This is a genomic window from Candidatus Spongiihabitans sp. (assembly GCF_965247905.1).
GTDB lineage: Bacteria > Pseudomonadota > Gammaproteobacteria > Arenicellales > Poriferihabitantaceae > Spongiihabitans.
Genome location: NZ_OZ252047.1, coordinates 2,471,179 through 2,495,806, shown reverse-complemented (window position 1 = coordinate 2,495,806; position 24,628 = coordinate 2,471,179). Strand labels below are relative to the sequence as shown.

The 24,628-nt window shown below is 50.0% G+C and carries 17 protein-coding genes; 13 read left to right on the top strand and 4 right to left on the bottom strand.

What is annotated here, in order from left to right:
* Positions 1-78: 78 nt before the first annotated feature.
* Together ACP158_RS12860 and ACP158_RS12855 are read right to left on the bottom strand one after the other, a co-directional pair.
* Entirely contained in the window at positions 79-843 is a 765-nt protein-coding gene (locus ACP158_RS12860; protein WP_424948469.1) for an aspartate/glutamate racemase family protein, read from the bottom strand.
* A gap of 20 nt (positions 844-863) precedes the next feature.
* The gene (locus ACP158_RS12855) at positions 864-1,040 is read right to left on the bottom strand and encodes a hypothetical protein (RefSeq protein ID WP_424946515.1); all 177 of its coding nucleotides are present in this window, start codon (positions 1,038-1,040) and stop codon (positions 864-866) included.
* Between the two features lie 237 nt (positions 1,041-1,277).
* On the opposite strand from ACP158_RS12855, the gene ACP158_RS12850 reads away from it, so the two are divergent.
* From ACP158_RS12850 to ACP158_RS12840, 3 genes are all read left to right on the top strand, one after another.
* Positions 1,278-2,957 (top strand): thiamine pyrophosphate-binding protein, encoded by a 1,680-nt coding sequence (locus ACP158_RS12850; protein ID WP_424946514.1) that lies wholly within the window; start codon positions 1,278-1,280, stop codon positions 2,955-2,957.
* A gap of 72 nt (positions 2,958-3,029) precedes the next feature.
* Positions 3,030-4,286, top strand: coding sequence for an NAD(P)/FAD-dependent oxidoreductase (locus ACP158_RS12845; RefSeq protein ID WP_424946513.1), 1,257 nt, complete (start codon positions 3,030-3,032; stop codon positions 4,284-4,286).
* Positions 4,287-4,331: 45 nt separating this feature from the next.
* Positions 4,332-5,339, top strand: coding sequence for a TRAP transporter substrate-binding protein (locus ACP158_RS12840; RefSeq protein WP_424946512.1), 1,008 nt, complete (start codon positions 4,332-4,334; stop codon positions 5,337-5,339).
* A 47-nt stretch (positions 5,340-5,386) separates the two neighbouring features.
* Here the strand turns inward: ACP158_RS12840 and ACP158_RS12835 are convergent, their stop codons facing one another.
* Positions 5,387-5,635: a hypothetical protein gene (locus tag ACP158_RS12835; RefSeq protein ID WP_424946511.1), complete on the bottom strand. Its 249-nt coding sequence runs from the start codon at positions 5,633-5,635 to the stop codon at positions 5,387-5,389.
* An 18-nt stretch (positions 5,636-5,653) separates the two neighbouring features.
* Here ACP158_RS12835 and ACP158_RS12830 point away from each other — a divergent pair, with 18 nt between their 5' ends.
* Positions 5,654-6,196, top strand: coding sequence for a TRAP transporter small permease (locus tag ACP158_RS12830; RefSeq protein ID WP_424946510.1), 543 nt, complete (start codon positions 5,654-5,656; stop codon positions 6,194-6,196).
* A 14-nt stretch (positions 6,197-6,210) separates the two neighbouring features.
* On the top strand, positions 6,211-7,518 hold the full coding sequence (locus tag ACP158_RS12825; RefSeq protein WP_424946509.1) for a TRAP transporter large permease: 1,308 nt from the start codon (positions 6,211-6,213) through the stop codon (positions 7,516-7,518).
* Positions 7,519-8,161: 643 nt separating this feature from the next.
* Here the strand turns inward: ACP158_RS12825 and ACP158_RS12820 are convergent.
* Entirely contained in the window at positions 8,162-8,461 is a 300-nt protein-coding gene (locus ACP158_RS12820) for a hypothetical protein (protein ID WP_424946508.1), read from the bottom strand.
* 99 nt (positions 8,462-8,560) lie between these two features.
* Between ACP158_RS12820 and ACP158_RS12815 the strand changes: the two genes are divergently transcribed.
* The 8 genes from ACP158_RS12815 to ACP158_RS12780 all read left to right on the top strand — a co-directional run bounded on the left by ACP158_RS12815 (position 8,561) and on the right by ACP158_RS12780 (position 24,606).
* A complete protein-coding gene (locus ACP158_RS12815; RefSeq protein ID WP_424946507.1) occupies positions 8,561-11,614 on the top strand; it encodes an ABC transporter transmembrane domain-containing protein in 3,054 nt (1,017 codons plus the stop codon).
* A gap of 182 nt (positions 11,615-11,796) precedes the next feature.
* The gene (locus tag ACP158_RS12810) at positions 11,797-11,976 is read left to right on the top strand and encodes a hypothetical protein (RefSeq protein ID WP_424946506.1); all 180 of its coding nucleotides are present in this window, start codon (positions 11,797-11,799) and stop codon (positions 11,974-11,976) included.
* Positions 11,973-14,717, top strand: a complete 2,745-nt coding sequence (locus tag ACP158_RS12805; protein WP_424946505.1) for a TrlF family AAA-like ATPase — start codon at positions 11,973-11,975, stop codon at positions 14,715-14,717. The genes ACP158_RS12810 and ACP158_RS12805 overlap by 4 nt, the downstream gene beginning before the upstream one ends.
* On the top strand, positions 14,707-15,936 hold the full coding sequence (locus tag ACP158_RS12800) for an RNA-binding domain-containing protein (protein WP_424946504.1): 1,230 nt from the start codon (positions 14,707-14,709) through the stop codon (positions 15,934-15,936). The genes ACP158_RS12805 and ACP158_RS12800 overlap by 11 nt, the downstream gene beginning before the upstream one ends.
* A gap of 243 nt (positions 15,937-16,179) precedes the next feature.
* Positions 16,180-17,835 (top strand): ATP-dependent nuclease, encoded by a 1,656-nt coding sequence (locus ACP158_RS12795; protein ID WP_424946503.1) that lies wholly within the window; start codon positions 16,180-16,182, stop codon positions 17,833-17,835.
* Positions 17,835-20,978, top strand: coding sequence for a BPTD_3080 family restriction endonuclease (locus tag ACP158_RS12790; protein ID WP_424946502.1), 3,144 nt, complete (start codon positions 17,835-17,837; stop codon positions 20,976-20,978). Before ACP158_RS12795 ends, ACP158_RS12790 begins: the two co-directional genes overlap by 1 nt.
* Before the next feature lie 124 nt (positions 20,979-21,102).
* The gene (locus tag ACP158_RS12785; protein ID WP_424946501.1) at positions 21,103-22,086 is read left to right on the top strand and encodes an ArsR/SmtB family transcription factor; all 984 of its coding nucleotides are present in this window, start codon (positions 21,103-21,105) and stop codon (positions 22,084-22,086) included.
* A gap of 102 nt (positions 22,087-22,188) precedes the next feature.
* Positions 22,189-24,606, top strand: coding sequence for a carboxy terminal-processing peptidase (locus ACP158_RS12780; protein WP_424946500.1), 2,418 nt, complete (start codon positions 22,189-22,191; stop codon positions 24,604-24,606).
* Positions 24,607-24,628: the final 22 nt, after the last annotated feature.

Here is a 24,628-nt window from a genome sequence, read left to right as displayed (position 1 = left end):
GAGGGTCATAAGGAATTCATAATGTTTCGGAAAACAACCGCAGCATCGCATCAACGACGGGAAGGATACGATACCCTCTTAAGGTGTCGGATAAGGCGCGCCTTGATCTACTAGCCGCGGGTCGAAAACCCGTGGCCTCAGGCCGGCCTGGAACCAGGTCACAAAGCTATAGATGCTGTAAACAGGCAGGCCGAACGTTTGCCGTAAATCCGCAGCATAGGGCACCATGTTGGTACACTCAAGGACGATGGCGCCCGTATCCGGGAACGCCGTAACCAGTTGGCGCCCGGCGTCGATCAAATCGGCGCGTGCCAATTCCACATCAAGTGCCGGCTCGTCATCCAATATTGCCCGGCTGAATTCCCGACCTTCATCGGTGCCTGCAATCGGGGTATCCATCGGTACGCCGGAAGCTTTCAACTGCTCGGGTGTTAAAGTAGATTTTGAAATGGTCAGCACCCCTACGCGCTGGCCCGGCGGCAAAATATTTTGCACCATAGGCACCTGCATTAGCGAAGAGGCGGCGACCGGGACACCGACAGCTTGTGCCAGTTGATCCTGAAACAAAGCCAGGAAACCACAGTTTGTGGTAATCCCATCAGCGCCATCGGAGACCAGTTCGCGGGCGGCGGCGATGAACCGCTTGGCCAGTCCCTCGGCTCCGCGGCGCACCACATGATCGGGTGATGCGCCGCGGACCACCTTGTAAAGCACCGGGAATGGCCAGGTTTCCGCATTGCCGATGTCGCCTGGAATGCGCGGAAACCGTGTGTCCAGCATCAAGATGCCGACGGCGGCGCCATAAACGGTCTTGCCGCCGACAACCGTGGAATTCTGTCCCATTTCGCTCCCCGGCACGCTAACTAACCCGATAAATTCGGCAGTCGCTCAGCGTGATAGCGGTGGGCGAGATCGACCTCGTTTATTCTCTCGCCCGGCTTGAACTCGAACGCGATCGCCATATTTTTAACGATGGGATAAATACCTTTGGCGATGCCCGCGTTTTTATTTTCAGGTTCGCGGATACAGGGAGAGCGCATAAAGAAACATCTCATCGCATAAATTGTGTGCAGAAAATAAGTGTATGGTATGTTGCCAGGTTTGGCAACTCAAATTAAACGCCCAAAATCATGCAATGATATTAAACGCCATTGACAGCTTCTGCACGGAGGTTCATAGTTGAATACATCACTTTATACAAACGTGTATATAACCCAGGAATCAGCAAGGCATAAGGTTAATTTTATGCAGCAAACTCAAGGTAATGCGATGGGCACATGAATGGCGCTGAAGCCATGGTGCGCCTGCTTCAGGCGCATGGCGTGAAACATATATTCGGTTTATGCGGAGATACGACTCTGCCTTTCTACGATGCCCTGTATCGCCTCGAGCACGGTATGCAGCATATTTTGACCCGCGATGAACGTTGCGCGGCTTATATGGCGGATGCTTATGCGCGTGTTACCGGGCGCGTTGGTGTCTGCGAAGGGCCCAGTGGAGGCGGCGCCACTTATATTCTGCCGGGCGTGGTTGAAGCCAATGAATCGTCGGTCGCTGTTTTGTCGATCACATCGGATGTATCGATTACGTCGCAAGGGCGTTACCCGCTGACCGAACTCGATCAAACCAGATTGTTCCGCCCGCTGACAAAATGGAACGGCGTCATTGACAATGCAGAAAGGTTGCCCAACATGGTGCGGACGGCATTTCGGGCGATGACCACGGGGCGCCCCGGAGCGGCACATCTGGGGCTGCCCTACGATATTCAAACAGCGTCTGTCGAGCATAGCGATATTTGGGCGCAACCCGATTTTGTGACGTTTCCGGCTTGGCCGAGCGCGCCCGACCCGAAGGCGATCGAGGCGGCTGCGGTTGCCATTGTCGCGGCTAAAAAACCGGTTATTGTCTGCGGCGGCGGCGTTGTTCTGGCGCGTGCAGAAGCAGCCTTGCAGGCGGTGGCAGAAAGATTAAACATCGTCGTCGCGACCACGGTCAGCGGTCAAGGCAGCTTGGCGGACAATCATGCCAATCATCTTGGTGTGGTCGGATCGAACGGCGGTGTCCCGGCCACTCGTGCGATTATCGACCAGGCTGATCTTGTCGTCTATGCCGGTTGCCGGGCCGGATCGGTGACCACAGAACGCTGGCGCTCGCCGCCAACGGGCGTGAAAATTGTCCATATCGACAGCGACCCCATGGCCATATCGGCCAATTATCCGACCGCCGTGGCGGTGGTAGCGGATGTTCGTCTGGCGTTCGAGGCTTTGAACCTTGTGTTTGAGGAGATGGGTACGGACCAGATCGATTTTGGCGGCGCGGAAAAAGTGGCGTCGGCTTTGAAGGTTAAATTCGCAAACTTTTATGAACTGGCCGCCAGCGACGACAGTCCGATAAAACCGGAGCGGGTGATCGCCGAATTGAACCAGATATTGCCATCCGATGCGGTGATCGTGGCCGATCCTGGAACACCGTGCCCTTATTTCTCCGCATTTTATCGAATCCCACACGCCGGGCGATATTTTATTTCCAATCGAGCGCATGGCGCACTCGGTTATGCCCTTTCGGCGGCGGTTGGCGCGCAGATTGGACGACCCAAATCCAGGGTGGTCGCCGCCATGGGGGATGGCAGTTTTGGTTTTACCGTCGGGGAACTCGAAACCGTTACACGCCTCAATCTTCCGATTATGTTTCTGGTATTTTCCAATAGTGTTTACGGCTGGATCAAGGCGGGCCAGAAAGCCGGGTTCAAGCAACGCTACTATGCCGTTGATTTCAACCGCACCGACCACGCCGCTGTGGCCGAGTCGTTCGGGGTAAAAAGCTGGCGAGTTGAAGACCCGGCTGACCTGCGGCGGGTTTTCAATCTGGCTATCGAACACCATGGCCCGACTCTGGTCGATATTATCAGCCAACCGCTACAGGATAGCCAGGCCCCGGTAAGCGAATGGATTGCATGATGTGCAAATATGATGCGAAAATTATGACAACCCGAGAGCGATTGCTATAAAGTTATGGGCAATTCAGTTTCTATGAACGGGCAAAAACCACCGAATATCGCCGTGGTCGGTGCCGGCATAGTCGGTGTCTCCTGCGCCTTGCATCTTCAGCGCCTGGGCGCGGCGGTTACCATGATCGATCGCCACGAACCGGGTGGCATCGAGGCCGCCTCCTATGGCAACGCCGGTGTCCTGGCACGTTGCGCGGTCGTCCCGGTGGCAACGCCGGGCATTGTGCTCAAGGCTCCAATCATGTTGTTTGCCCGCGATGGGCCTTTGTTTATGCGCTGGTCCTATCTGCCGCAGCTGTTGCCCTGGCTGATTCCTTACCTTCGCTCATCAAGCCGCAAGCGGGTTGAATATATTGTGCGTAATCTGATTCCACTGCTGTTCGACAGCGTCGACGAGCACCGCGCCCTGGCGCGAGGAACCGATGCCGAGCGCTGGCTACGCGCGTGCGCGTATCTGTACCTGTATGAAAACCGCGAGGCTTTTGAGCGCGACGCATTCAGTTGGAGGTTGCGCCGCGAACACGGTTTTGAATGGGACACGTTGCAAGGCGAGTCAATACGCGAATTCGAGCCAGCCCTATCAAGGAACTATGAATTTGCCGTGCTCTTGAAGGATCATGGCATGATCGCCAATCCTGGAAACTACGTCAGCGACCTCGCCAAAGGTTTTGCCGCGGCCGGGGGGGAAGTGGTTCGGGCGGATATTAAACGAGTGGGCACGCGCAATGACGGCGTCGTTCTGCAAGCAGATGACCATGACATCAAGGTTGACAAAGCGGTCATCGCCGCCGGTGCCTGGTCGCATAAGCTGGCGGCAAAATTGGGCGCCAACGTACCCCTCGAATCGGAGCGCGGCTACCATCTGGAGTTGTTGCACGCAAGCAAGCAACCCTCGGTTCCGGTCATGGATGCGGCACGCAAATGCGTCATCACCCCCATGCAGGGCGGCTTGCGCCTGGGCGGGGTTATCGAATTCGGCGGCCTGGATGCGCCGGCTTCAAAAGGCCCCCTGAAATTGTTGTTGCGCGCAGCCAAAGCCGTGTTGCCGGGGTTGGAATACGAAACGAAACGGACTTGGATGGGGCACCGGCCGACCACGGCGGACAGCTTGCCGGTCATCGGGCCGGCACCGTCCAGCCGCCGAGTCTATTTCGCCTACGGACATCAACATGTTGGCTTGACCGCAGGGCCCAAGACCGGCCGGGTCGTGGCCCAGCATATGATGGGGCTTCAGCAAAACTTCGATCTCGACGCTTATCGTTGCGACCGGTTTAGCTGAAGAAATCGAATTATTAATCATCAAATTATGAAAGAGGAAAACAATATGCCTAATAATATACGTGCCACATTCTTAAAAATCAGAGGGGTAAAAACCCTATTGGCGATTTTCGCGTCAATCGTTTTGGGCGGCGGCATCGCCAATGCCGAGAAATGGGATATGCCGATGGCATATGCCGACAGCAACTTTCACACCCAAAACGGCAAGGCATTTGCCGAAGCCGTAACGCTCGCAACCAGCGGCAAGATCGAGATTATCATTCATGGCGGTGGTTCGCTGTTTAAAGGCAATGAAATCAAACGTGCGGTGCAGACCGGACAAGCGCCAATTGGTGAGCGATTACTATCAGCGCACCAAAACGAAAATATCTTGTTCGGCGTCGATTCAATTCCTTTCCTGGCGACTTCATATGCGGCATCGTCCGAGTTGTGGAAAATCGCCAAGCCGAAACTCAGCGAGCTCATGGATGAACAAAATCTTGTCTTGCTGTACTCGGTGCCGTGGCCGGCCCAGGGGCTTTATTTCAAGAAACCGATTAACTCCATGGCCGACACCAAGGGCATCAAGTTTCGCGGTTATAACGCCGCGACCAACCAATTGGCTGAGTTAATGGGCATGAATCCGGTTCAAATCGAGGCCGCGGAACTTGTTCAGGCATTGGCCACCGGTGTCGCCGAAGCGTTCGTTTCTTCCGGTTCAACCGGTTATGACCGCAAGGTTTGGGAGCATCTAACCCATTTTTATGATGTTCAGGCCTGGTTGCCGCGCAATTACGTTTTCGCCAACAAAGATGCTTGGAACGCACTCGACCAGGAAACCCAAAATATTGTCAAAGGCGTGGCCATGATGGCCGAGGCCGCTGGCACCGCAAAATCGGAACAGCTCAGCAACTGGTATTTGACTCAACTCGCCGCAAATGGCATGAAAGTTCAGCCGGCCGGGGAACAACTGTCGGCGGATCTTAAAAAGGTTGGCGCCACCATGACTGAATCCTGGTTGGAGCAAGCCGGCCCGGAAGGCAGGGCAATCGTGGATGCGTTTAATGAAGAGTGATTGGCGCTGGGATGGTTTGGGCAAATAATTGCGCGTATCATTCATGATTATTGCCATGGATGGCAGGCAGATTTTTGTTCCAGACAATATTGCCATGGAGGGCATGGCAGATAATCGCTCCCTGCATTATCTGCACTTCCGCCTTCCCTGGCGGTCGTATGCCGCGGGCGCAGGATGCGCAGGAGCGGCAATCTGCACTCCCGCCATCCCTGGCAGTCGTGTCCCGCTTTCGTTTCGTCATTATCGGGCTTGACCCGATAATCCAGTGAAACATGCGCGGCGATAGCCGCGACCATTGCACATAAATAATGACCATGCAACAACCAAGTGATTCGCATCCGCTACGCACGGCGTTGAACGCTATTTACCAATTTAGCGGTTTTATGGCCGCGGCGTTCCTACTGCTCCTGCTGGTCATTATTGTCATGCAAATGGTCATGCGCTGGTCCGGCGGCATATTCATCGGCGCCACCAATTATGCGGGATATTGTATGGCAGCGGCCACTTTCTCCGCCTTGGCCTACGCGCTCAACACCGGCGCGCATATTCGGGTTGGGCTGCTGTTAAACCATTTGGGCCGCTATCGCCGTTTTGGTGAAATATGGTGTTTCGGCATCGGCTCGGCCTTGACCACCTACATGGTGTATTACGCCTTTAGAGGCGTTTATTGGTCGTACAAACTCAACGATGTCTCTCAGGGCCAGGATGCAATGCCGCTGTGGATACCACAAATCCCCATGGCCATTGGCGCCAGCATTTTTGCGTTGACTTTTCTGGATCATTTCATTCGGATCGTTTTCTTCGGGCTGGATGATATCGGCGACGATGCCATATCCGCCACAGAACACGCGGCATAAAAAAGAGAATCGTCATGGAACAGTTTCTTGCCGCCGGATTATTCCTGTTCGTTCTTTTCTTCCTGTTGGGTAGCGGCGTCTGGGTCGGCCTGGCGTTGATGGGGGTCGCCTTTGTCGGCATGGAACTGTTTACCAGCCGCCCAACCGGCGACACCATGTTCACTACGATCTGGTCGTCATCGTCCAGTTGGTCGTTGACCGCCTTGCCGTTGTTTATATGGATGGGGGAAATCCTGTATCGGACCAAACTCTCCGAGGACATGTTTCGTGGCCTTGCGCCGTGGATGGACGCATTGCCCGGCAGGCTTCTGCACACCAATATCGTCGGTTGCACTATTTTCGCCGCGGTTTCTGGCTCATCCGCAGCGACCCTGACCACGGTCGGAAAGATGTCTATCCCTGAGCTGCGAAAACGCAATTATCCGGAAAAAATGATCATCGGCACACTCGCTGGCGCGGCCACGCTCGGCTTGATGATCCCGCCATCGCTGACCTTGATCGTTTATGGCGTGACCATCAACGAATCGATCTCCAAACTGTTTATGGCCGGCATTTTACCGGGCATACTGTTGGCGGGTTTGTTTATGGGTTACATTGTCCTCTGGTCGTTCTGGAAGCCCGACGAAGTGCCGCCCCGCGAACCGAAAATGTCATTTGCCGCCAAGCTCTATCAGTCCCGTCTGCTGATTCCTGTGATCCTTCTGGTGCTGTTCGTCATTGGCTCCATGTATCTCGGTTTTGCGACCGCGACCGAAGCCGCTGCATTCGGCGTCGTCGGCTCGTTGATTTTGGCGGGTGTGCAGCGGTCGCTGACCTATGAGACGTTTTTTGCCAGCCTGATGGGGGCGACCCGGACCTCGGCGATGATTGCCTTGATCCTGATGGGGGCATCGTTTCTGTCACTGGCCATGGGGTTCACCGGACTGCCCCGAGCCCTGGCGCAATGGATCGCAACTCTCGGACTTTCGCCAATTTCCTTGATTGTCGCCTTGACCATTTTTTATATCATTCTCGGTTTCTTCCTGGATGGCATCTCTTCCGTTGTGCTGACTATGGCGGTCGTGGAACCGATGATACGCCAGGCCGGAATCGATATTATCTGGTTCGGCATTTTTATCGTGGTCGTGGTCGAGATGGCGCAGATCACGCCCCCGGTCGGGTTCAATCTGTTCGTCATTCAGGGCATGACCAATCACGATATGAACTTTATCGCAAAAACAGCCATCCCGATGTTCTTCCTGATGGTGCTGATGGTGGTGCTGCTGGTCGCCTTCCCTGAGATCGCGACCTATCTGCCAGAGCATATGCGGTCGGTTAAGTGATGGCGGCGGTGACCGCGGCAATGATGACCGCGACGGTGGCAGTTGCGGTGACGGTGGTGACGGTCGCCCCCACACCGTCATTCCTGCGGAAGCAGGAATCCAGTCATTTATTCGTCCCGCGTAGCGGGACACGACAACGCCGACGGCATCACGACGGGGCGTGGCCGGGTGTCGCGCCATCGTCGGCGACGGTGGGGAGCGGGAATGATGGCGGTGAAAAACAGGCGAGGCGAATCCGTTTCACCGTAGGGGTGACGATGGCGAATCCGCCACCACATACGGCGATGGCGATGCCACGGCGACATCGCGTCGCCGACGAAAGGTGTCCCGCCACGCGGGACGGGTATTCGACTGGATTCCCGCTTTCGCGGGAATGACAGGCCTAGGGCGGGACACGACCGCTAGGGACGACGCATCGCTACATGGACGCAGCTTATTAGAGGTCGCTCATTGACATCCTGTCATCGCGACATTTGAACTTCCTGTCCATCACCTGCAGGAGCAATTGCCGATCGCTACATGGACGTAGCTTATTAGAGCAATGCAGGAGCAATTGCCGATCGTTACATGGACGTAACTTAGTAGAGCAATGCAGGAGCAATTGCCGAGGAAGCCAAAGCCGACGATACGCGCAATTATTTGCCTAAACCGCCGTTGCCGTCGTCATTCCGCCCCACACCGTCATTCCTGCGGAAGCAGGAATCCAGTCATTTATTCGTCCCGCGTAGCGGGACACGACAACGCCGACGGGCGTGCGGCGGGGACGCAACGCCACCGCCGTCGTATGTTGTGGCCGCTCCGGCGCGTCATTATCGGGCTTGACCCGATAATCCAGTAAAACATCCGTGGCGCAAGCCGCGCCATCAGCAACGACGAGAAGGGATTTGCGCCCTCCTCCACTCAGCTGGCAGCACGCCGCATCAATCAGATTCCAGTTTCGCAAATGGATATTTCACGTCACTCTCCCGCCCGATCGATGCTGTTCAAAGCGAACAACATATACCTTATACTTGCTATATCCTGTTCACTATCCGGTTTTTGCATGAATTCCAGTTTACTGAGGTTGGTCTGGCAGCATAGTTCCAGGCAGCAACTTGTCATTGTCGCCTTTACCTGTCTGTCGTTTCCGCTGCTCTACCTGACCCTTGAAATCCCCAAGATAATCATCAACCGGACATTGTCCGGTGGCAACGAGATACTCCGGCTGGCCGGTTTCAGCCTGGAGCCGGTACACTTCCTGCTGGTGCTCTGTGTCGGTTTGCTGGCGCTGATCGTCATCAACGGCTTGTTGAAAATGAAGATCAACACCCTCAAGGGAATCACCGGCGAACGCCTGGTGCGACGACTGCGCTTTCAGTTGATCGACCGCCTGCTGCGTTTTCCGCTGCCGCATTTCTCGCGCACCTCTCAGGGGGAATTGATTTCCACGCTGACCGCGGAAACGGAACCGCTGGCAGGCTATATTTCGGAGTCCATCGCCCTGCCGCTGTTCCAGGGCGGCACCATGCTGACCATCCTGTTTTTCTTGTTCATGCAGGACTGGGTGTTTGGGCTCGCTTCGGTGGCATTGATTCCGGTGCAGGGCTATGTCATCCCCAAACTGCAACAGCAGGTCAATACGCTGAAAAAGGAGCGGGTGGTACGCATCAGGAAATTGTCCGAGCGCATTGGCGAAACCATCAGTGGCGCTGAGGAAATCCGCTTGCAGGGTACCCGCCGATACATCCTGGCCGAGTTCTCGCACTGGCTCGGCGGACTGTTCCAAATTCGGCTGCAGATTTTCAAGAAGAAGTTTTTCATGAAATTCCTGAACAACACCATCGGGCAGATCACCCCATTTTTGTTTTATTTGTTCGGCGGCATTCTGGTGATTCGGGGCGAACTCACTATCGGCGCGCTGGTGGCGGCGTTGGCGGCTTACAAGGATCTGACCTCGCCGTGGAAAGAGTTGCTCAACCACTACCAGGCGCATGAAGATGCCAAGATTAAATACCAGCAGATCATCGAACAATTCTCGCCCAAGGGGTTGTTGGCTCAAGAGTTGCTGGAGCACCGCGACCAGGTCGCCGACGGCAATGACCAATCCCTCAACAAGACGCTGACCTTGAGCAATGTCTCGTGGGCCAATGACACCGGCGAAAAGGTGATAACGGCAATCAACTTGGAGGTTGCGGCCGGGTCGTGGATTGCTATTGTCGGGCAAAATGCGATGCAGCGGCTAAGGCTGGCGCAACTGCTTACCGGGCTGGAAAAACCGGTCTCCGGCCGCATCGACATCGGCGACATCGAACTTGACCGGATCGCGCCCCGCGTGCTGCACACCCGGCTCGCCTACCAAGGTCCGGACCCATACATATTCAGTGGCACCGCTACCGACAATGTGCTGTACGGCATGAACCAGTCGCCGCCGACAAATGACAACCCCGATCCGGTTCAGCGGGAATGGATCACGGAATCGATCGCATCGGGCAACAGTACCGACGTGTTCTTCAGTAACTGGCTCGATTACCGCCTTATCAACGCCGACAACCACGAGCAATTGCTGGATTGGTTTTTCTTCGGCGCGCGCGCCATCGGTACCGATTCAATCATGTATCAGCGCGGCCTGCTGGAGATTTTCAACCCGCCCGACCATCCCCAGCTGACTGATAATATCCTCGAAGCACGAAAGCGGATTCGCAGCACACTGCGTGAGCGCAAACTGGAGCGTGTGGTGGCGGAATTCAATCTGGACACCTACAACCGCAATGCCACGGTGGCGGAAAACATTCTGTTTGGCGTGCCCAGAGATGAAGATTTGCGCGGGCGCAATCTGGCCGCCCATCCGATTTTGCAACAGACTCTGGAAAAACTGGACATCCTCGAATTGGCGATTGGTATTGGCGGCAAAGCGTCGTTGCGGCTGGCCGAGCGCATTCAGAAGTTGCCCAAGGGACACAACTTGCTCAACCAGTTTGATTTGGAAAGCGATCAGGAAATCGCGGCACTCACGGATATTGCCGAGCGCCTGAGCGGGGACGGCATCGAGTTGAGCGAGGATGAACGCGCCGACCTGCTCGGCATCTTTCTGCACCTGATTCCTGAACTGCATGCTTTTGGCTTCATCCATGAACGTGTGGCCGGTAAATTGTTGCAAGTGCGGCATGAATTCTTCCTCAACTTGCCGCAGGATTTGAAGGGCAAAATCATCCGCTTTGACATGTCCGCCTATCACCCGAAACTGACCATCATCGACAACCTGCTGTTCGGCCGGGTGGTGGCAAGGGAGCCGGCGGCCGAGCGCAAAATTGCCGAGATTGTTGAACACACCCTGGAGCAAATGAATATCAAACGAGCGATCATGCTCCTGTTCGCCCAGTCTGAGGTCGGCATCAGCGGCTCGCGCTTGCCGGTGGTCGCCAAGCACAGAATCTCGGTCGGTCGGATGCTGATGAAAAAACCGGATATAATGATTTTCCACGATGCGCTGGCGCCGTTCGATGTTCAGGAAAAGCGGGCGTTGCGCCGCAACATCCACGAATTGCTGCCGCAATCCACCACCATCTGGATCGACCGCGAGATCGACCATGCGCGCGAATTTGATCGCATCTATACGCTTGCCGACAACGGCAGCCTGATCGATGGCCTGAGTGACGGCCTGAGTGATGCCAGTGATGCCAAACCGGTGCCGATGGAGGGCCTCGGCGATGTCAATATCCTGCTCGGCCAATCGCGCTTGTTCGGCTCCCTCGAGGCGCGCACTCAGCAACTGTTGGCGGAACACAGCCGGCGCATGACCACCGATGCCGGGGAATTCGTCTATCGCCGCGGGCAGACGAGCAAGAATGTTTATCTCATTATCAAGGGCAATGCCCACTCGCTACGCGACGCGGACGACCCGCAGGCCATCGCTGGCAATCTGGTCGCCGGGGAAGGGTTTGGCCTGATGGACTTGCTCGCGCTACGGCCGCGGGCGATGTCGGTTGTGGCGGTAACCGATCTCGAATTGTTGCGCATCGATGGCGAGATTATTCAGGAAATCATCGAGGACAACAGCGCGGTCATGCAAACCCTGCTGCGCGCGGTCACCGAACAGTGGTCATCGATATCGCGATAATATCCGAGCCGTTAATATCCGACCCGATTAGCCCTTCCAAAAAACCGGACTACCTCAGATCAGTAGTTCGGTTAATATTTCGCCAAATTATTAAGCAAACTATCGTAAAATCCGCTCATGCCGGGAAAGACCAAACAAAAATCGGCACGCGATTACCGCCACAACGACAAACATGTCCTGTTGTGCTCAGAAAGTGGTGCCCAGGATGTGTCCCCGCTTGTTTTAATGACACGATATGGGGACACCTGCGCGGCAACATCAGCGCACCGCTTATCGGCGGCGAGCAAATTGCCGTGAAGGTCATAGACGACCGCGACAATGAGTTGATGGTGGTTAAGCAGACGAAAGAGGTGAGAAAATGACGACGAAAAACAACTTCGAGTATCTCGGCGCAAAATTTTACAAGTGCGCGTTGCAAGTTAATCCGTGGGCGTATTCGCAACGTCACCACAAAGCAAATCAGGAGTGCAGTGGTGAGGAAGAATACAATACCGATATTTTGAATCAATGCCAGAAAAATAAAATTAAAGTTGTCGGGTTGGCCGATCACAATGATGTCAATTCTTCAGCAGAATTGCGTAAACTGCTTGAAAATAACGATATAACCGTATTCCCCGGATTTGAGATTGAAAGTAGCGAAGGTATTCATATGGTATGTCTGTATCACGAGAAGACACAACTAAATGATTTACAGCATTATCTGCGAGAGTTGCTAAGTAATAATTCTGAAAAATTACAATCGAATCATAACATAGCGTCATCAATGAGTTGCCATGACATTGCCAGCAAAGTATTAAACAAACAAAAGGGATTTTGGTATGCGGCTCACATGACCGGAAAAAATGGTATTTTGCGTTTAGCCAGGGGCGGAAATAACCACAAAGAACTGTGGCAGAATAGTCTTCTTCTTATTGCTGGTCAGATTCCAGGTACAGTAGCGGATATGGACATTCCGCAAGATGGAAAGAATAAAACCGCTGAGTATAAAAAAATAATTGAAAACAAAAATCCTGATTATAAAAGAGATAGGGCGATTGTTATTATCAATGCAAAGGACGTTTCTGTTCCGAGTATGTTGGAAGAAAAATCAGCCTCGGTTCAAATCAAAATGACAACGCCTGGGATGGAATCATTCTTGGATGCCTTCTATGACCCAAAATCCCGGGTGCGCTTGAATTACGATATGAAAGAGTCCCATCACAGCAAAATACTTTCAATCTCGTGGGAAGGAGGGAGTTTTTTTAAAGAAACAAATTTAACTTTTTCTGAAAACTTGAATGCAGTGATTGGTGGGCATGGCGCGGGTAAGTCAACTTTGCTTGAAAGCATACGTTATGCGTTGAATATGCCACCTAAACAAAATGAAGTAAAAAAGAAATATGAAAGATTATGTGATTCTAATCTTCATGGAGCAAAGGTAACAATAAAAATTTGGTCGGCGGCACAATTAGGTAACATTTTTACCATTAGTCGACGCTTTGGCATGTCGCCCGAAGTTGTTAAGGATGATACTGGAGAAGTTACACCATTTCTACCTACGGACATTCTACCGAAAATTGAGATTTATAGTCAAAGCGAAATTCTTAGAATTGCAGAAGACGAGCAAGCGCAATACCATCTGTTGGATCGATTTTTGCCAGATCAAAATGATTATCATTCAAAAATAAACGAATTGAAAAAACGATTGGCAGAAAATAGAGAAAAATTAATGAAAATAACTACGAAAAAAGATATTTTAGAATCAGAATTGAATCAACTGGCAGCGTTAAAAGAGAAAATCAAAGTCTATAAAAAAATAGGCATCGAAGAAAAATTGAAAAAATTGGAAGTATTAGACAAGGAAAAAATTATTACGGGAGGAGTCGATAAACAAATTCAAGAAGTTGCTGAATGGGTAAATAATTATGACGATATTTTTGATATGAATTTTATCAGCGCAAACACCATAAAAGATCTGCCGAATGAAGGTTTTATACAATCCATGTCGACTGCTTTGCAAAAATTACAGCAAACATGCGACAGCAGCCTATTGAAAATTAAAGAAAACATTAGTCTTTGCCGTGAAGAAGTGAATGAAAGTAAGGTTGCCATACAGAAACAACACAATATGGCGACAGATGAAGTGCAAAGCGCATTAGCTAAATTGCAAAGCCATGCAGGACGCGATGGGAGAGAAATCTCCGGAGAGGCGAAAAAATTGGTAACCAGAATATCGATAATTGAAAATAAGAAACCCGAAGTAAAATCTATAACCACTTTAGTTGAAAAAATTAAACAGGAGCGCCGAAATATTTTAAAAGAATATACAGACACAGCATATGACAACACACAAAAACTAAAATATGCTATTGAAAAAATAAATAATGGAGATCTTAATGGAAAGGTTAAAATCAATTTAGTTGATGCACATGAAAAGAGTGCGTTGAAAGATTTTTTGATGACTATTGAAAATATTGGTAAGCACGCAATCAAGTGGGTTGATCATTCAAAAAGCGTGTTTCCAACAGAACTGGCAAGTATTATCAAAAAAAAGGGAAAAGAAGGACTCCTCGAACGATACAAAGCATTCGGGTTAACGGATAACAGTGCTGAAAAAATTGCCACCGCATGCCATGAAGGCAGTGAAATGCTTCTCAAATTGGAAGAAGTGGAAATTACGGATAAAATAGATATTCAACTAAACACTGCCCACGATAAAGAACAACCGAATTACCATTCATTAGAGGGATTATCCACTGGGCAACAGTGTACCGCGATACTTAATATCATTTTATTGGAAAATAAGGATCCTCTAATCATGGACCAACCGGAAGACAATCTTGACAATTCATTCATCGCTGAACGAATTGTTAAAGACTTGCGTAATTGTAAAGACAACAGGCAGTTCATTTTTGCAACGCACAACGCAAATATCCCAATATTTGGCGATGCAGAACTGATACTGGTGATCGAATCTGATACCACTAAAGAAAAAATATTGAAAGAAAGAATCGGGTCAGTCGACAAGCCTGCGGTAAGAGAAGCGGCTGCCCGAATTTTGGACGGAGGCCGGGAGGCTTTCTATATGAGACAACACAAATATGGATTTGATCATGATGACTGAAACTGACATATTGACACTGATTACTAACGGTGAAAATTCTCAAACGGAATTCAAGGAGCAATTTGAAAGAAATCATCCTGAGAGGATAGCACGCGAAATTGTTGGTTTTGCCAATATGCATGGCGGATACATTCTTGTCGGTGTGTCCGATTTTAAAGATATTGTCGGTATACAAAATGAAAATACGCAAAGTTGGCTAATGGATACTGTTATCATGCGGTATGTGCATCCAACAATTATCCCAGAATATGATGAAGTTACGATAGACGAAAGGACAATTGCTGTTATTAAAGTGCATATGGGAGTATCTAAACCATATGCAGTGCGGCACAACAACAGGGAAGATGTATATATTCGCGTTGGCGACACTTGCCAATTGGCATCGCGCGAGCAAATACAGCGTCTCTTTGAATCTGGCGGTATGCTTTTCATGGAGAAACTTCCCATACCGGGTAGCTCTATTGAGGAATTAGATGAAAGAAAATTGCGGCAGTATTTTCTCGAGATATTAGAGTATGACGAAAACGTTTGGCATGAAAACATACAAAACATTTTGCTGGACCACAGTTTTTTGAACTCCCCCGATGGAACCGATTCGATATTTTGTTCCTACTTTGCTTGTGCCCTGTTTGCTTATTCGCCACGTCTGCGATTGCCACAATCAGGCATCCGGTTGATGGTTTTTGACGGTGAAGAGATGGATTACAACGCTAAAATGGATGAGATTCTTAACTTGCCATTTATTGGCTTGGGAGAGAATGGTGACAGCAACCATTCTGACTACTCATTGCCCGACCATGTTATGAAATATCTGCAACCACATATTAGCCGAGATATTGTGGATGCTTCGCAACACATGCAACGTAAACGACACTGGGATTACGCGCCAGATGCTATCCGCGAATTAATCATTAATGCTTTCGCTCATCGGGACTGGACCCGGCAAGATATGGTGTGGGTGGTTGTGTATGACAATCGAATGGAAGTAAAAAGTCCAGGATCTTTACCTAATGGCATGACAATTAAAAAAGTTATAGCGGGAGAAAGAGCGCCACGCAACACCAAAATTTCCGACATATTAAGGGATTATGGCTTTATTGAGGCCCGCGGTATGGGTATTCGACGAAAAGTTATTCCATTAACTTTGAAAAAAAATGGTAAAGAGCCATTATTTGAAGCTACTGAGGATTATTTTAAGGTGACTTTACTCAAAGATTAAATCCATGTAATACCCGCAGCAGAAGTCGAAAACTCGATTATCAATTATCCCTGCGAGCAGCCGCGGGGAGCAGCGTTCGCCCATATCAATGCCAGTCACCTTTCAACGCCATGGCCTCCGCCAAAATGCCACGTTTGCCGGAAAATTATCGTAAAATCGCCCGATGCCACGCAAAACCAAAAACCCCCACTTGATGACACAATAGAGGAATACCTGCGCGGCAATGAATTAATGGAAGAGTAAATGAAAATAAATAGCGTCACTATTCGAAACTTCAAGCGGTTCAAGGATGAGACTTTCAACTTTGATGGCAATGTCGTGCTTGCCGGACCAAATAACTCTGGCAAGACAACATTGCTGCAGGCTATTGCCACTTGGTCATTGGCATTGGAGCGTTGGCGGGAGTTGAATGACTACCAGCGGCATGGTGGTGCTTACACTAAAGCACCTATCGCACGACAGACATTTTATTCGGTGCCGTTGCGTGCTTTTGATTTGCTATGGAGTGAGCGTACTTTGGATAGTGGAATTGAAATTGAACTAACCATTGACGGCGAATCCGTTGCAATGGAAGCCAACCACGAAAGCACTGAGCAAGTTTATGTTCGCCCAAGTGAGAATGTGTGCCCGGAATGGTTGCGAAATCTGGACCACTCACTCAAGCCAGTTTTTGTTCCTGCCATGACTGGACTGAGCATCGAAGAACCGGTGTATCAGCAACCGAAAATCGAACAATTATTAGGGCAGGGCAAGCCCGGTGATGTGTTACGAAACTTGCTGGTTGAAACTCACCACAATCAAGACGCATGGGAGAAGTTAGTCAATTCCATTGGCAAGATGTTCGACTATCAGTTGCTACCGCCAAACGCTGATGGGCCTAATATTATCGCCGAATACCAACATTCGCAGAAACAGAAACAGGCGAAGTTTGATATCGCCAGTGCCGGCAGTGGTTTTTTGCAGGTGCTGATGTTGTTGACCTTTTTACATTCCCGGCGGGGAACTGTGCTGTTGTTGGATGAGCCAGACGCGCATCTACATGTGATTTTACAAGATCGCATTTATAGTGAACTAAGAGCCGCCGCACAAGCAAGCAACTCGCAATTAATCATCGCCACACATTCTGAAGTGGTTATCAATGCGGTTGACCCCAGAGAATTGTGTGCTTTGCTGGACACGCCAAGAAAAATAGCAAATGACGAAGAAAAAGCGTCGTTGATTCAATCTCTTTCCATCCTTTCCAATCTGGACATTATGTTGGCAGTGGAAAAGAAGAACATTCTTTATGTGGAAGGACACACCGATCTGGACATTCTGCGAGCATGGGCAAAGATACTGAACCATCCGATAACACAATTTATGGAAAAACCGTTTTGGAAACCCACCGTGTCGGAAACAAGACTCCAAGCCAAAGGTATAAAAGCACAGGATCACTTTGAATCGCTTTTGTTGGCGCAAGTGGATATACGAGGTGTGCAAATTTCCGACCGGGACGGCAATGAAAACATACCTGAAAGTCAAGAAGCGGTGGAGGGAAAACTGCTGAAACTGTGCTGGGCGCGTTACGAAATTGAAAGTTACCTGATACATCCCGCTGTTCTTGCTCGATTTGTCGGAAAAATTGTTGGTAGTAATGCACCCGAGATAAACATTGACGCCATGAAAGAAATCATGAAGAAACACTTACCCGGGGCAGTTGTGGACGATGCGAGCAACGACCACTCGTATCTTTTAGGCGCAAAAGCAAAAACTGTTTTGTCCGCTATTCTTGAAGAAACCGGTCTGCAGGGCTTTCCTGCCAGCCGATACTTTGAAATCGCCGCCGTCATGCAAGCCGATGAAATTCATCCTGAAATAACGCAAAAACTGGATGCCATCGCCGACCATTTTAATTTGTAATGCCCGCATCCGAAGTCGAAAACCCGATTATCAACTCTCCCTACAAGGAGCCGCAGGCGCATTGGAAAATCCACGAGCATGAGCCAGCGGAGAAAATTAATGGCCGCAGTAAACCGGCCTATTTATATCTGCCGCCGGGGGCAAAAACCGATGGTGGCAACGATCGGGATGTCGGCTATGAGATAGAGTTACAAACGGTGTCGCTGATTCGGCAACGACTTGCTGAATGGCGACCTCTGGCTTTACGCGGCGAAGGGGGTGTCAGCCGTGTGACCATGGAGTTGTTGAACTACTGGCGGCGGGATGGGCGGAAGGAGCCGCTGTTTTTCGCTCAGTTGGAAGCGGCTGAGACGATTATTTTTCTCACCGAAGCGCGCGCTGATTTTTTACAGGGCATTGCTATTCCATTGGATGAACCGGGCGAAGAAAAACAACGAGATGGATTTGCTGCTTTTCGTCGCCGTTGTTGCAGGATGGCAACCGGCGCGGGCAAGACCACGGTGATGGCGATGCTGGCGGCATGGAGTGTGCTGAACAAGGTGAACAACAAGAACGATCGACGCTTTTCCGATGCCATTTTGATTGTCTGTCCCAATGTGACTATTCGTGACCGACTGATGGAGTTGGACCCAAAAAAAGGCGAAGCCAGCATTTATCGCACCCGCGATCTGATACCGCAACCCATGATGCCGCAGTTATCTCAAGGGCGGGTTCTCACCATCAACTGGCATGTATTTGAGCCGCATACCTCGCAATCTGCCAACAAGGTAGTCAAAACAGGAAAACGTACTCTTGTGCGCGAAACCATTTTTATCGGCGACAAAAATACCACTGCGCGTGGCCGGCGGTATATCACCGAAGGCACGCTGCGCCAACAACATGGTATGGGGCTTATAGAAGTCATTGAAGAGATTCGCGACAAAAGCGGAACACTAAAAAGAGCAATGATAAAATCGGAAAAATATATTGAAACCGATGCCGCCATATTGCGGCGCATACTGGATGGCGAACTGGGAACGCGGCGCAATATCCTTGTCTTCAATGACGAAGCGCACCACGCCTACCGTCTGCATACCGCCGGCGACGACAATGGCAATGATAGTGACAACGAGATGCTTGGCGATGATGAGATGACCGCCAATTATTACAAGGAAGCCACAGTTTGGGTGGACGGGCTGGACAGGGTGCATAAACTTCGTGGCATTAATTTCTGCGCCGATTTTTCGGCAACACCTTATTTTCTGGGCAAGGCGGGCGACAATACAAACCGTATATTCCCCTGGACGGTGAGCAACTTCGGATTGCAAGATGCGATTGAATCCGGGTTGGTGAAAATTCCACAACTGGCGGCGCAGGACTCTTCCGGCAAATCAGTCCCGGGATATTTTAATATTTGGAAATGGATATTGCCGCAACTGACACCAACGGAACGTGGTAGTAAAAAAAGCGGTGCCAAGCCGGAAGCGATCGTCAAATACGCGCATACGCCGATTGCCATGCTGGGCGGCATGTGGGAAAAAACGCGTCAGGAATGGGCGGTTTCCGCTGACCCGCGACCGCCGGTGTTTATTCTGGTTTGCAAGACCAAGAAACTGGCGAAAGTGGTTTATGAATGGCTTGCCGATGACAAGCCACCGAGCGCAACTATTCCGCGGGCGGGTCTGCCCGAACTGCGCAACACCGAGGACAAGCAGAACACCATCTGCGTTTATTCAGATGTGCAGAGGGATATAGAAAGCGGTAACACCAAGAGCGACGAAACCCGATGGATGCGCCACACACTTGATACCATCGGCAAAATAGACTGGATTCGGGATAGCCAACAACGTCCACAATATCCGGACGGTTTTGAGGATTTGTCGGAAAAATTAGGACTCGAGAAACACCCGCCAGGGCGCGATGTGCGTTGCATCGTCAGCGTTGGAATGCTCACCGAAGGATGGGATTGCAGCACGGTTACGCACATCATCGGTCTGCGCCCGTTCATGTCGCAATTATTGTGCGAGCAGGTGATCGGGCGTGGGTTGCGGCGCGCATCATATCATGTCGGCGAAGACGGATTGATGCACGAGGAAATTGCCACCGTGTTAGGAGTGCCGCTGTCGTCCTTTACGGTCAAGGCAGGCAACGGCGGGAAATCGGAACCACGAACGCTTCACCATATTTACGCACTTTCCGACAAGGTGAAGTACGAAATTCATTTCCCGCGTGTGGAGGGCTACCGGCAATCCGTCCGCCGTCGCATTATCTGCGACATGGAAAATATCCCATCTTTGCCTATCGATTACGCAAACATTCCGCCGGAAGTAAAAATGAAGGCGGGATTACTAAACAACCAGGGGCGCCCATCTTTGCACGGACCCGGAAAAATCAACAATGCATCGTTGCAGGAATTCCGTGAACAATTTCGCCTGCAAGCAGAAATATACAAGATGACAACCGCGTTGACCCGTGACTATGCTGAGGATGACAAGTGTGAGTTGCCGGTGAGCGTTTTGTTTTCGCAGTTATACAAAATCGTGCACGCTTACATTACCGAAAAGGTTTCTGCCACCGCACCGGCCGACAAGAAAGATGCTTTTTTAGCACCTTATTATGGATGGGTGATTGAAAATCTACGACAAAACATTCATCCCGACCCATCTGCTGGCGAGGCCCCGGAACTGCCTCGTTACGAGCGTTCGCGTGGTAGCGGCTCAACCGCCGATGTGGATTTTTTCACTCGGCGAGAACCCTATCCGGTGCAAAAAAGTCATATCAACGCAGTCGTTCCGGGCACCAAACGATTAGAGCAGTTGACCACCTATCATCTGGATGATCATCCGCAAGTGATTGCTTTTGCTAAAAATGAAGGCATGGGTTTTGGTATCCCCTATCTACATAACGGTGAGCCACATGACTACATGCCGGATTTCCTTATCTGCCTGCACAAGGAAAAACAGCACTATCTGATTTTAGAAACCAAGGGCTACGACCCGTTGAAAGATGTCAAGAAAAGCGCCGCCATGCGTTGGGTCAACGCGGTCAACGCTGATGACGCGCACGGACAATGGCAGTATCGAATGGTTTCCAAAGTCGATGAGGTTGACAACGCAATAAACGAAGCCGTCGCTGAAATTTGTTCTGGAGTCTCTCATCCGTAGAGGTTCTGGCTATGAATAACAAATGAATAACCGTTTATGAATGGGCGCGGGTGGTTGGAGCAATAATTATCCGCCAGAAAGATTTCTACCGCCCAATTGTCGAAACATAAGATGAGTAGCCACAGTGCTAAATAACAGTATGACAAAACTACTCGCTGCACTGCGCGCCGCGGCTGAAATAACCCGACTGCGTATTTTGTCCGTGTTAAGCAGCGGTGAATTAACCGTATCGGAATTGATGCAAATCCTGGGTCAGAGTCAACCCAGGGTTAGCCGACATCTGAAGTTGCTCTGTGACTCGGGGCTATTACAGCGCTCCCAGGAAGGCGCCTGGGTATTCCATCGAATTACGGATAGCGGAGAGATGGCCGATGTCGCCAAGGGCGTTTTGAGCATGCTCGATATCAACGACCATGAATTGACCCAGGATCAACACCGGTTACAACAAATCAAGCAGATAAATATTGCACGCGCATTAGAATACTTTGGGAAAAATGCCGCTGAATGGGACAACATTCGAAAATTAGCGGTGCCGGATACCTGCATTGAGAAAAAACTGATCGACTGCCTGAATATCAATCGCCCGGAGTTATTTTTGGATCTGGGCACTGGCACCGGCAGAATCCTGGAAATATTCTCTCCTTATATCAAAAGGGGAATCGGTATCGATCTGAGCAGGGAGATGTTGCTGGTCGCGCGCTCTAATCTTGATTCCGCCGGCGCGACAAATTGCTCGGTGCGCCAAAATGACATCAATGCACTAAATTTTGACGATGGCACCGTCGATGCGATAACCATTCATCAAGTCTTACATTATCTGGACCAACCGGAACGAGTCATTAAAGAAGCCGCCAGGGTGTTAAAATCCGGGGGGCAGTTAATTATTGTTGACTTTCTGCCCCATAATCTTGAATTCCTGAGAGAAAAACATGCCCACCGAAGACTGGGCATCTCCGAGCAATCGATCGCTCAATGGGCCGACGCTTATCAACTGTCGCTGGTGACCTGTGAGAAGCTGGTGGCGGACAACCCTGAAAATGGCGCGCATGAAAATAACACGCAATTAAATGTGGGATTATGGAACTTAATGAAATCGTGTGAGCGCTGAATATCTGACAAAAGAGTGATATTATTGGTGGCTTACTATGCAATTTTACGATACCAATTTTTACTATGCCAATATGAAGCAGTAGCGGGACAGTTCGACCCAATGGCTAAACAATTAAAATTCAACAGCAACACATTTCGCGTAACGCGGCGGCGGACTGGCCATGCCGACGATAATCGCCTGCCTAATCACATGCCTGACCACATACCCCAGCGCATTATGCATCAATTGGGCCGTGGAATTTCAATTCTCTCTTCAACTGCCGCCCTCCATGTCATTGCCCGTCACGTTATTGTGGGAGCGTTGGTTTGCACTTTGGCCACGATTACCCCCACAATGACATGGAGTGCGACTCTGGACAGTCTTGAACAGGCGATTATGCCCGAGAGTTTTGAAAAACAGTCCAGAACAATAAAGCTGATTAGCTATCTGGTCGAGAAATCTTATTTTAGAAAGGTCCCATTAGATAATAGTTTTTCCGAAAAAGTACTGAACAGGTTTATTGATCAACTTGATCCCGCAAAAAGCTTTTTTCTACAGGAAGATATCGACCGGTTTGAAACCGTCAAATATGAGTTCGATGACTATATCAAGCGCGGCACCCTGGAGCCTGTTTACGCGATTTTCAAGGTTTTCAGGAAGCGGGTAAATCAACGCATCGAATATGTATTGCAGAGACTCGAACAATCTTTTGACTTCACCTTGAACGAACAGTTTTTGCTGGACACGCAACAATCTACATGGGCGCAAAGCGAACAATCGCTTAATGATTACTGGCGCAAGAGAATCAAGAACGACATTATCAATCTTCGGCTCGCCAAAAAATCCGGTGCCGCTCCAGACCACAATGATGCAGACAATATCAATGAAACTTTAAGGAATCGTTATACCCATATCGTCAGAAGGACGCGACAATTCAATGCTGATGATGTATTCCAAAGTTTTATCAACGCCTATGTAACGAACATTGAACCACACGCAAGTTATTACTCTCCTCGTGGTGCGGAAAATTTTAAAATTCATATGCGACTTTCCTTGGAGGGTATCGGTGCAGTGCTGCAAACCGATAATGAATACACCTTGGTTAGAAGAATTATTGCCGGCGGTCCGGCCGATATCGCTGACCAACTTAAATCCGGCGATCGGATCATTGGTGTTGGTCAGGAAAATGAAGATATTGTCGATGTCATTGGCTGGCGGCTCGACGATGTGGTGGAACTCATTCGCGGACCGAAAGGCTCCACTGTTAAACTTGACATCCTGCCCGGTGAATACGGACTGGAAGGAAAACCGGAAACAATCACCATCCTCAGAGATAAAATCAAACTTGAAGAGCAGTCAGCAAAAAAACGTTTGTTCAAGGTCGAGACTGAGCAATCTCAATCAATCATTGGCGTTATCGATCTGCCTTTTTTTTACAGTGACTTTGACGGCAAGAATGTTAGCGCTCCGAATTACAGGAGTACGACCAGGGACGTAAGAAAGTTACTGACTGAATTGAAAGATGAGGGTATCGATGGGTTGATTATCGATCTTCGTGGAAACGGGGGTGGCGCACTAACTGAAGCAATTTCGTTAACCGGTTTGTTTATCCGTAAAGGTCCGGTCGTACAAGTTCAAAATTCCAATGGCCGCATTCAAATTGATCGAGATCCCGATCCTGAAATAGTTTACAACGGCCCGCTGGTTGTTCTGGTCGATCGGCATAGTGCGAGCGCTTCAGAAATTCTTTCGGGTGCCATTCAGGATTACAAACGTGGATTGATAGTTGGCGAACCCACTTTTGGAAAAGGCACTGTTCAGAATCTGGTTAGCCTCAATCGATTTGTTAATACCAAGGAAGATTTGGGACAACTCAAGGTCACCATAGCGCAGTTCTTTCGCATCAATGGAGATAGCACTCAACACCGAGGTGTGATTCCCGATATAATCTGGCACACCGCCGAACGGGAAGCGGATTCAGGAGAAAGAGCTTACGAAAATGCGATTCCATGGCGTCAAATAGATAAAGCATCATTTGCTCCTTTTCAACCTTCACTGGATGCCCAGGTTCTAAATCAAACACTATCCCGACATTTTTCACGAGTCAAAAGCGACCCTGAATTTGCATACGTTCTTGAGGTCAATAAAATAAACAAATTCAATCGTGAAAGGAAGTTTACAACGCTCAACGAGGATAAACGGCGTGAACACCGAAAGCAACGGGATTTGGAGCGTTTGACGCTTGAAAATAAAAAACGAAAAGCACTGGGCCAATCTACATTTGAAACCGTCGAACTTCTCGATGCTGATCTCTATGCCAGTTTCAATGCTAATCAAGACAGCCGTAATGAATCTGCCGAGAGCGAAAACGTTGTAGATGTCGATGCATTTTTAGTTGAAAGCGGAAAAATATTAACTGATTTTGTCTATTACAAGAATCTATCCAAGGCTAATTCTCCTGAGGCGGCCGAGACTGCCTCTGATACTGAACTGGTTAATCAAAATTTATTGGATTCCGTCGAACTGCTCAGTAATTGACATCTTGATTGCGGATGTTTTT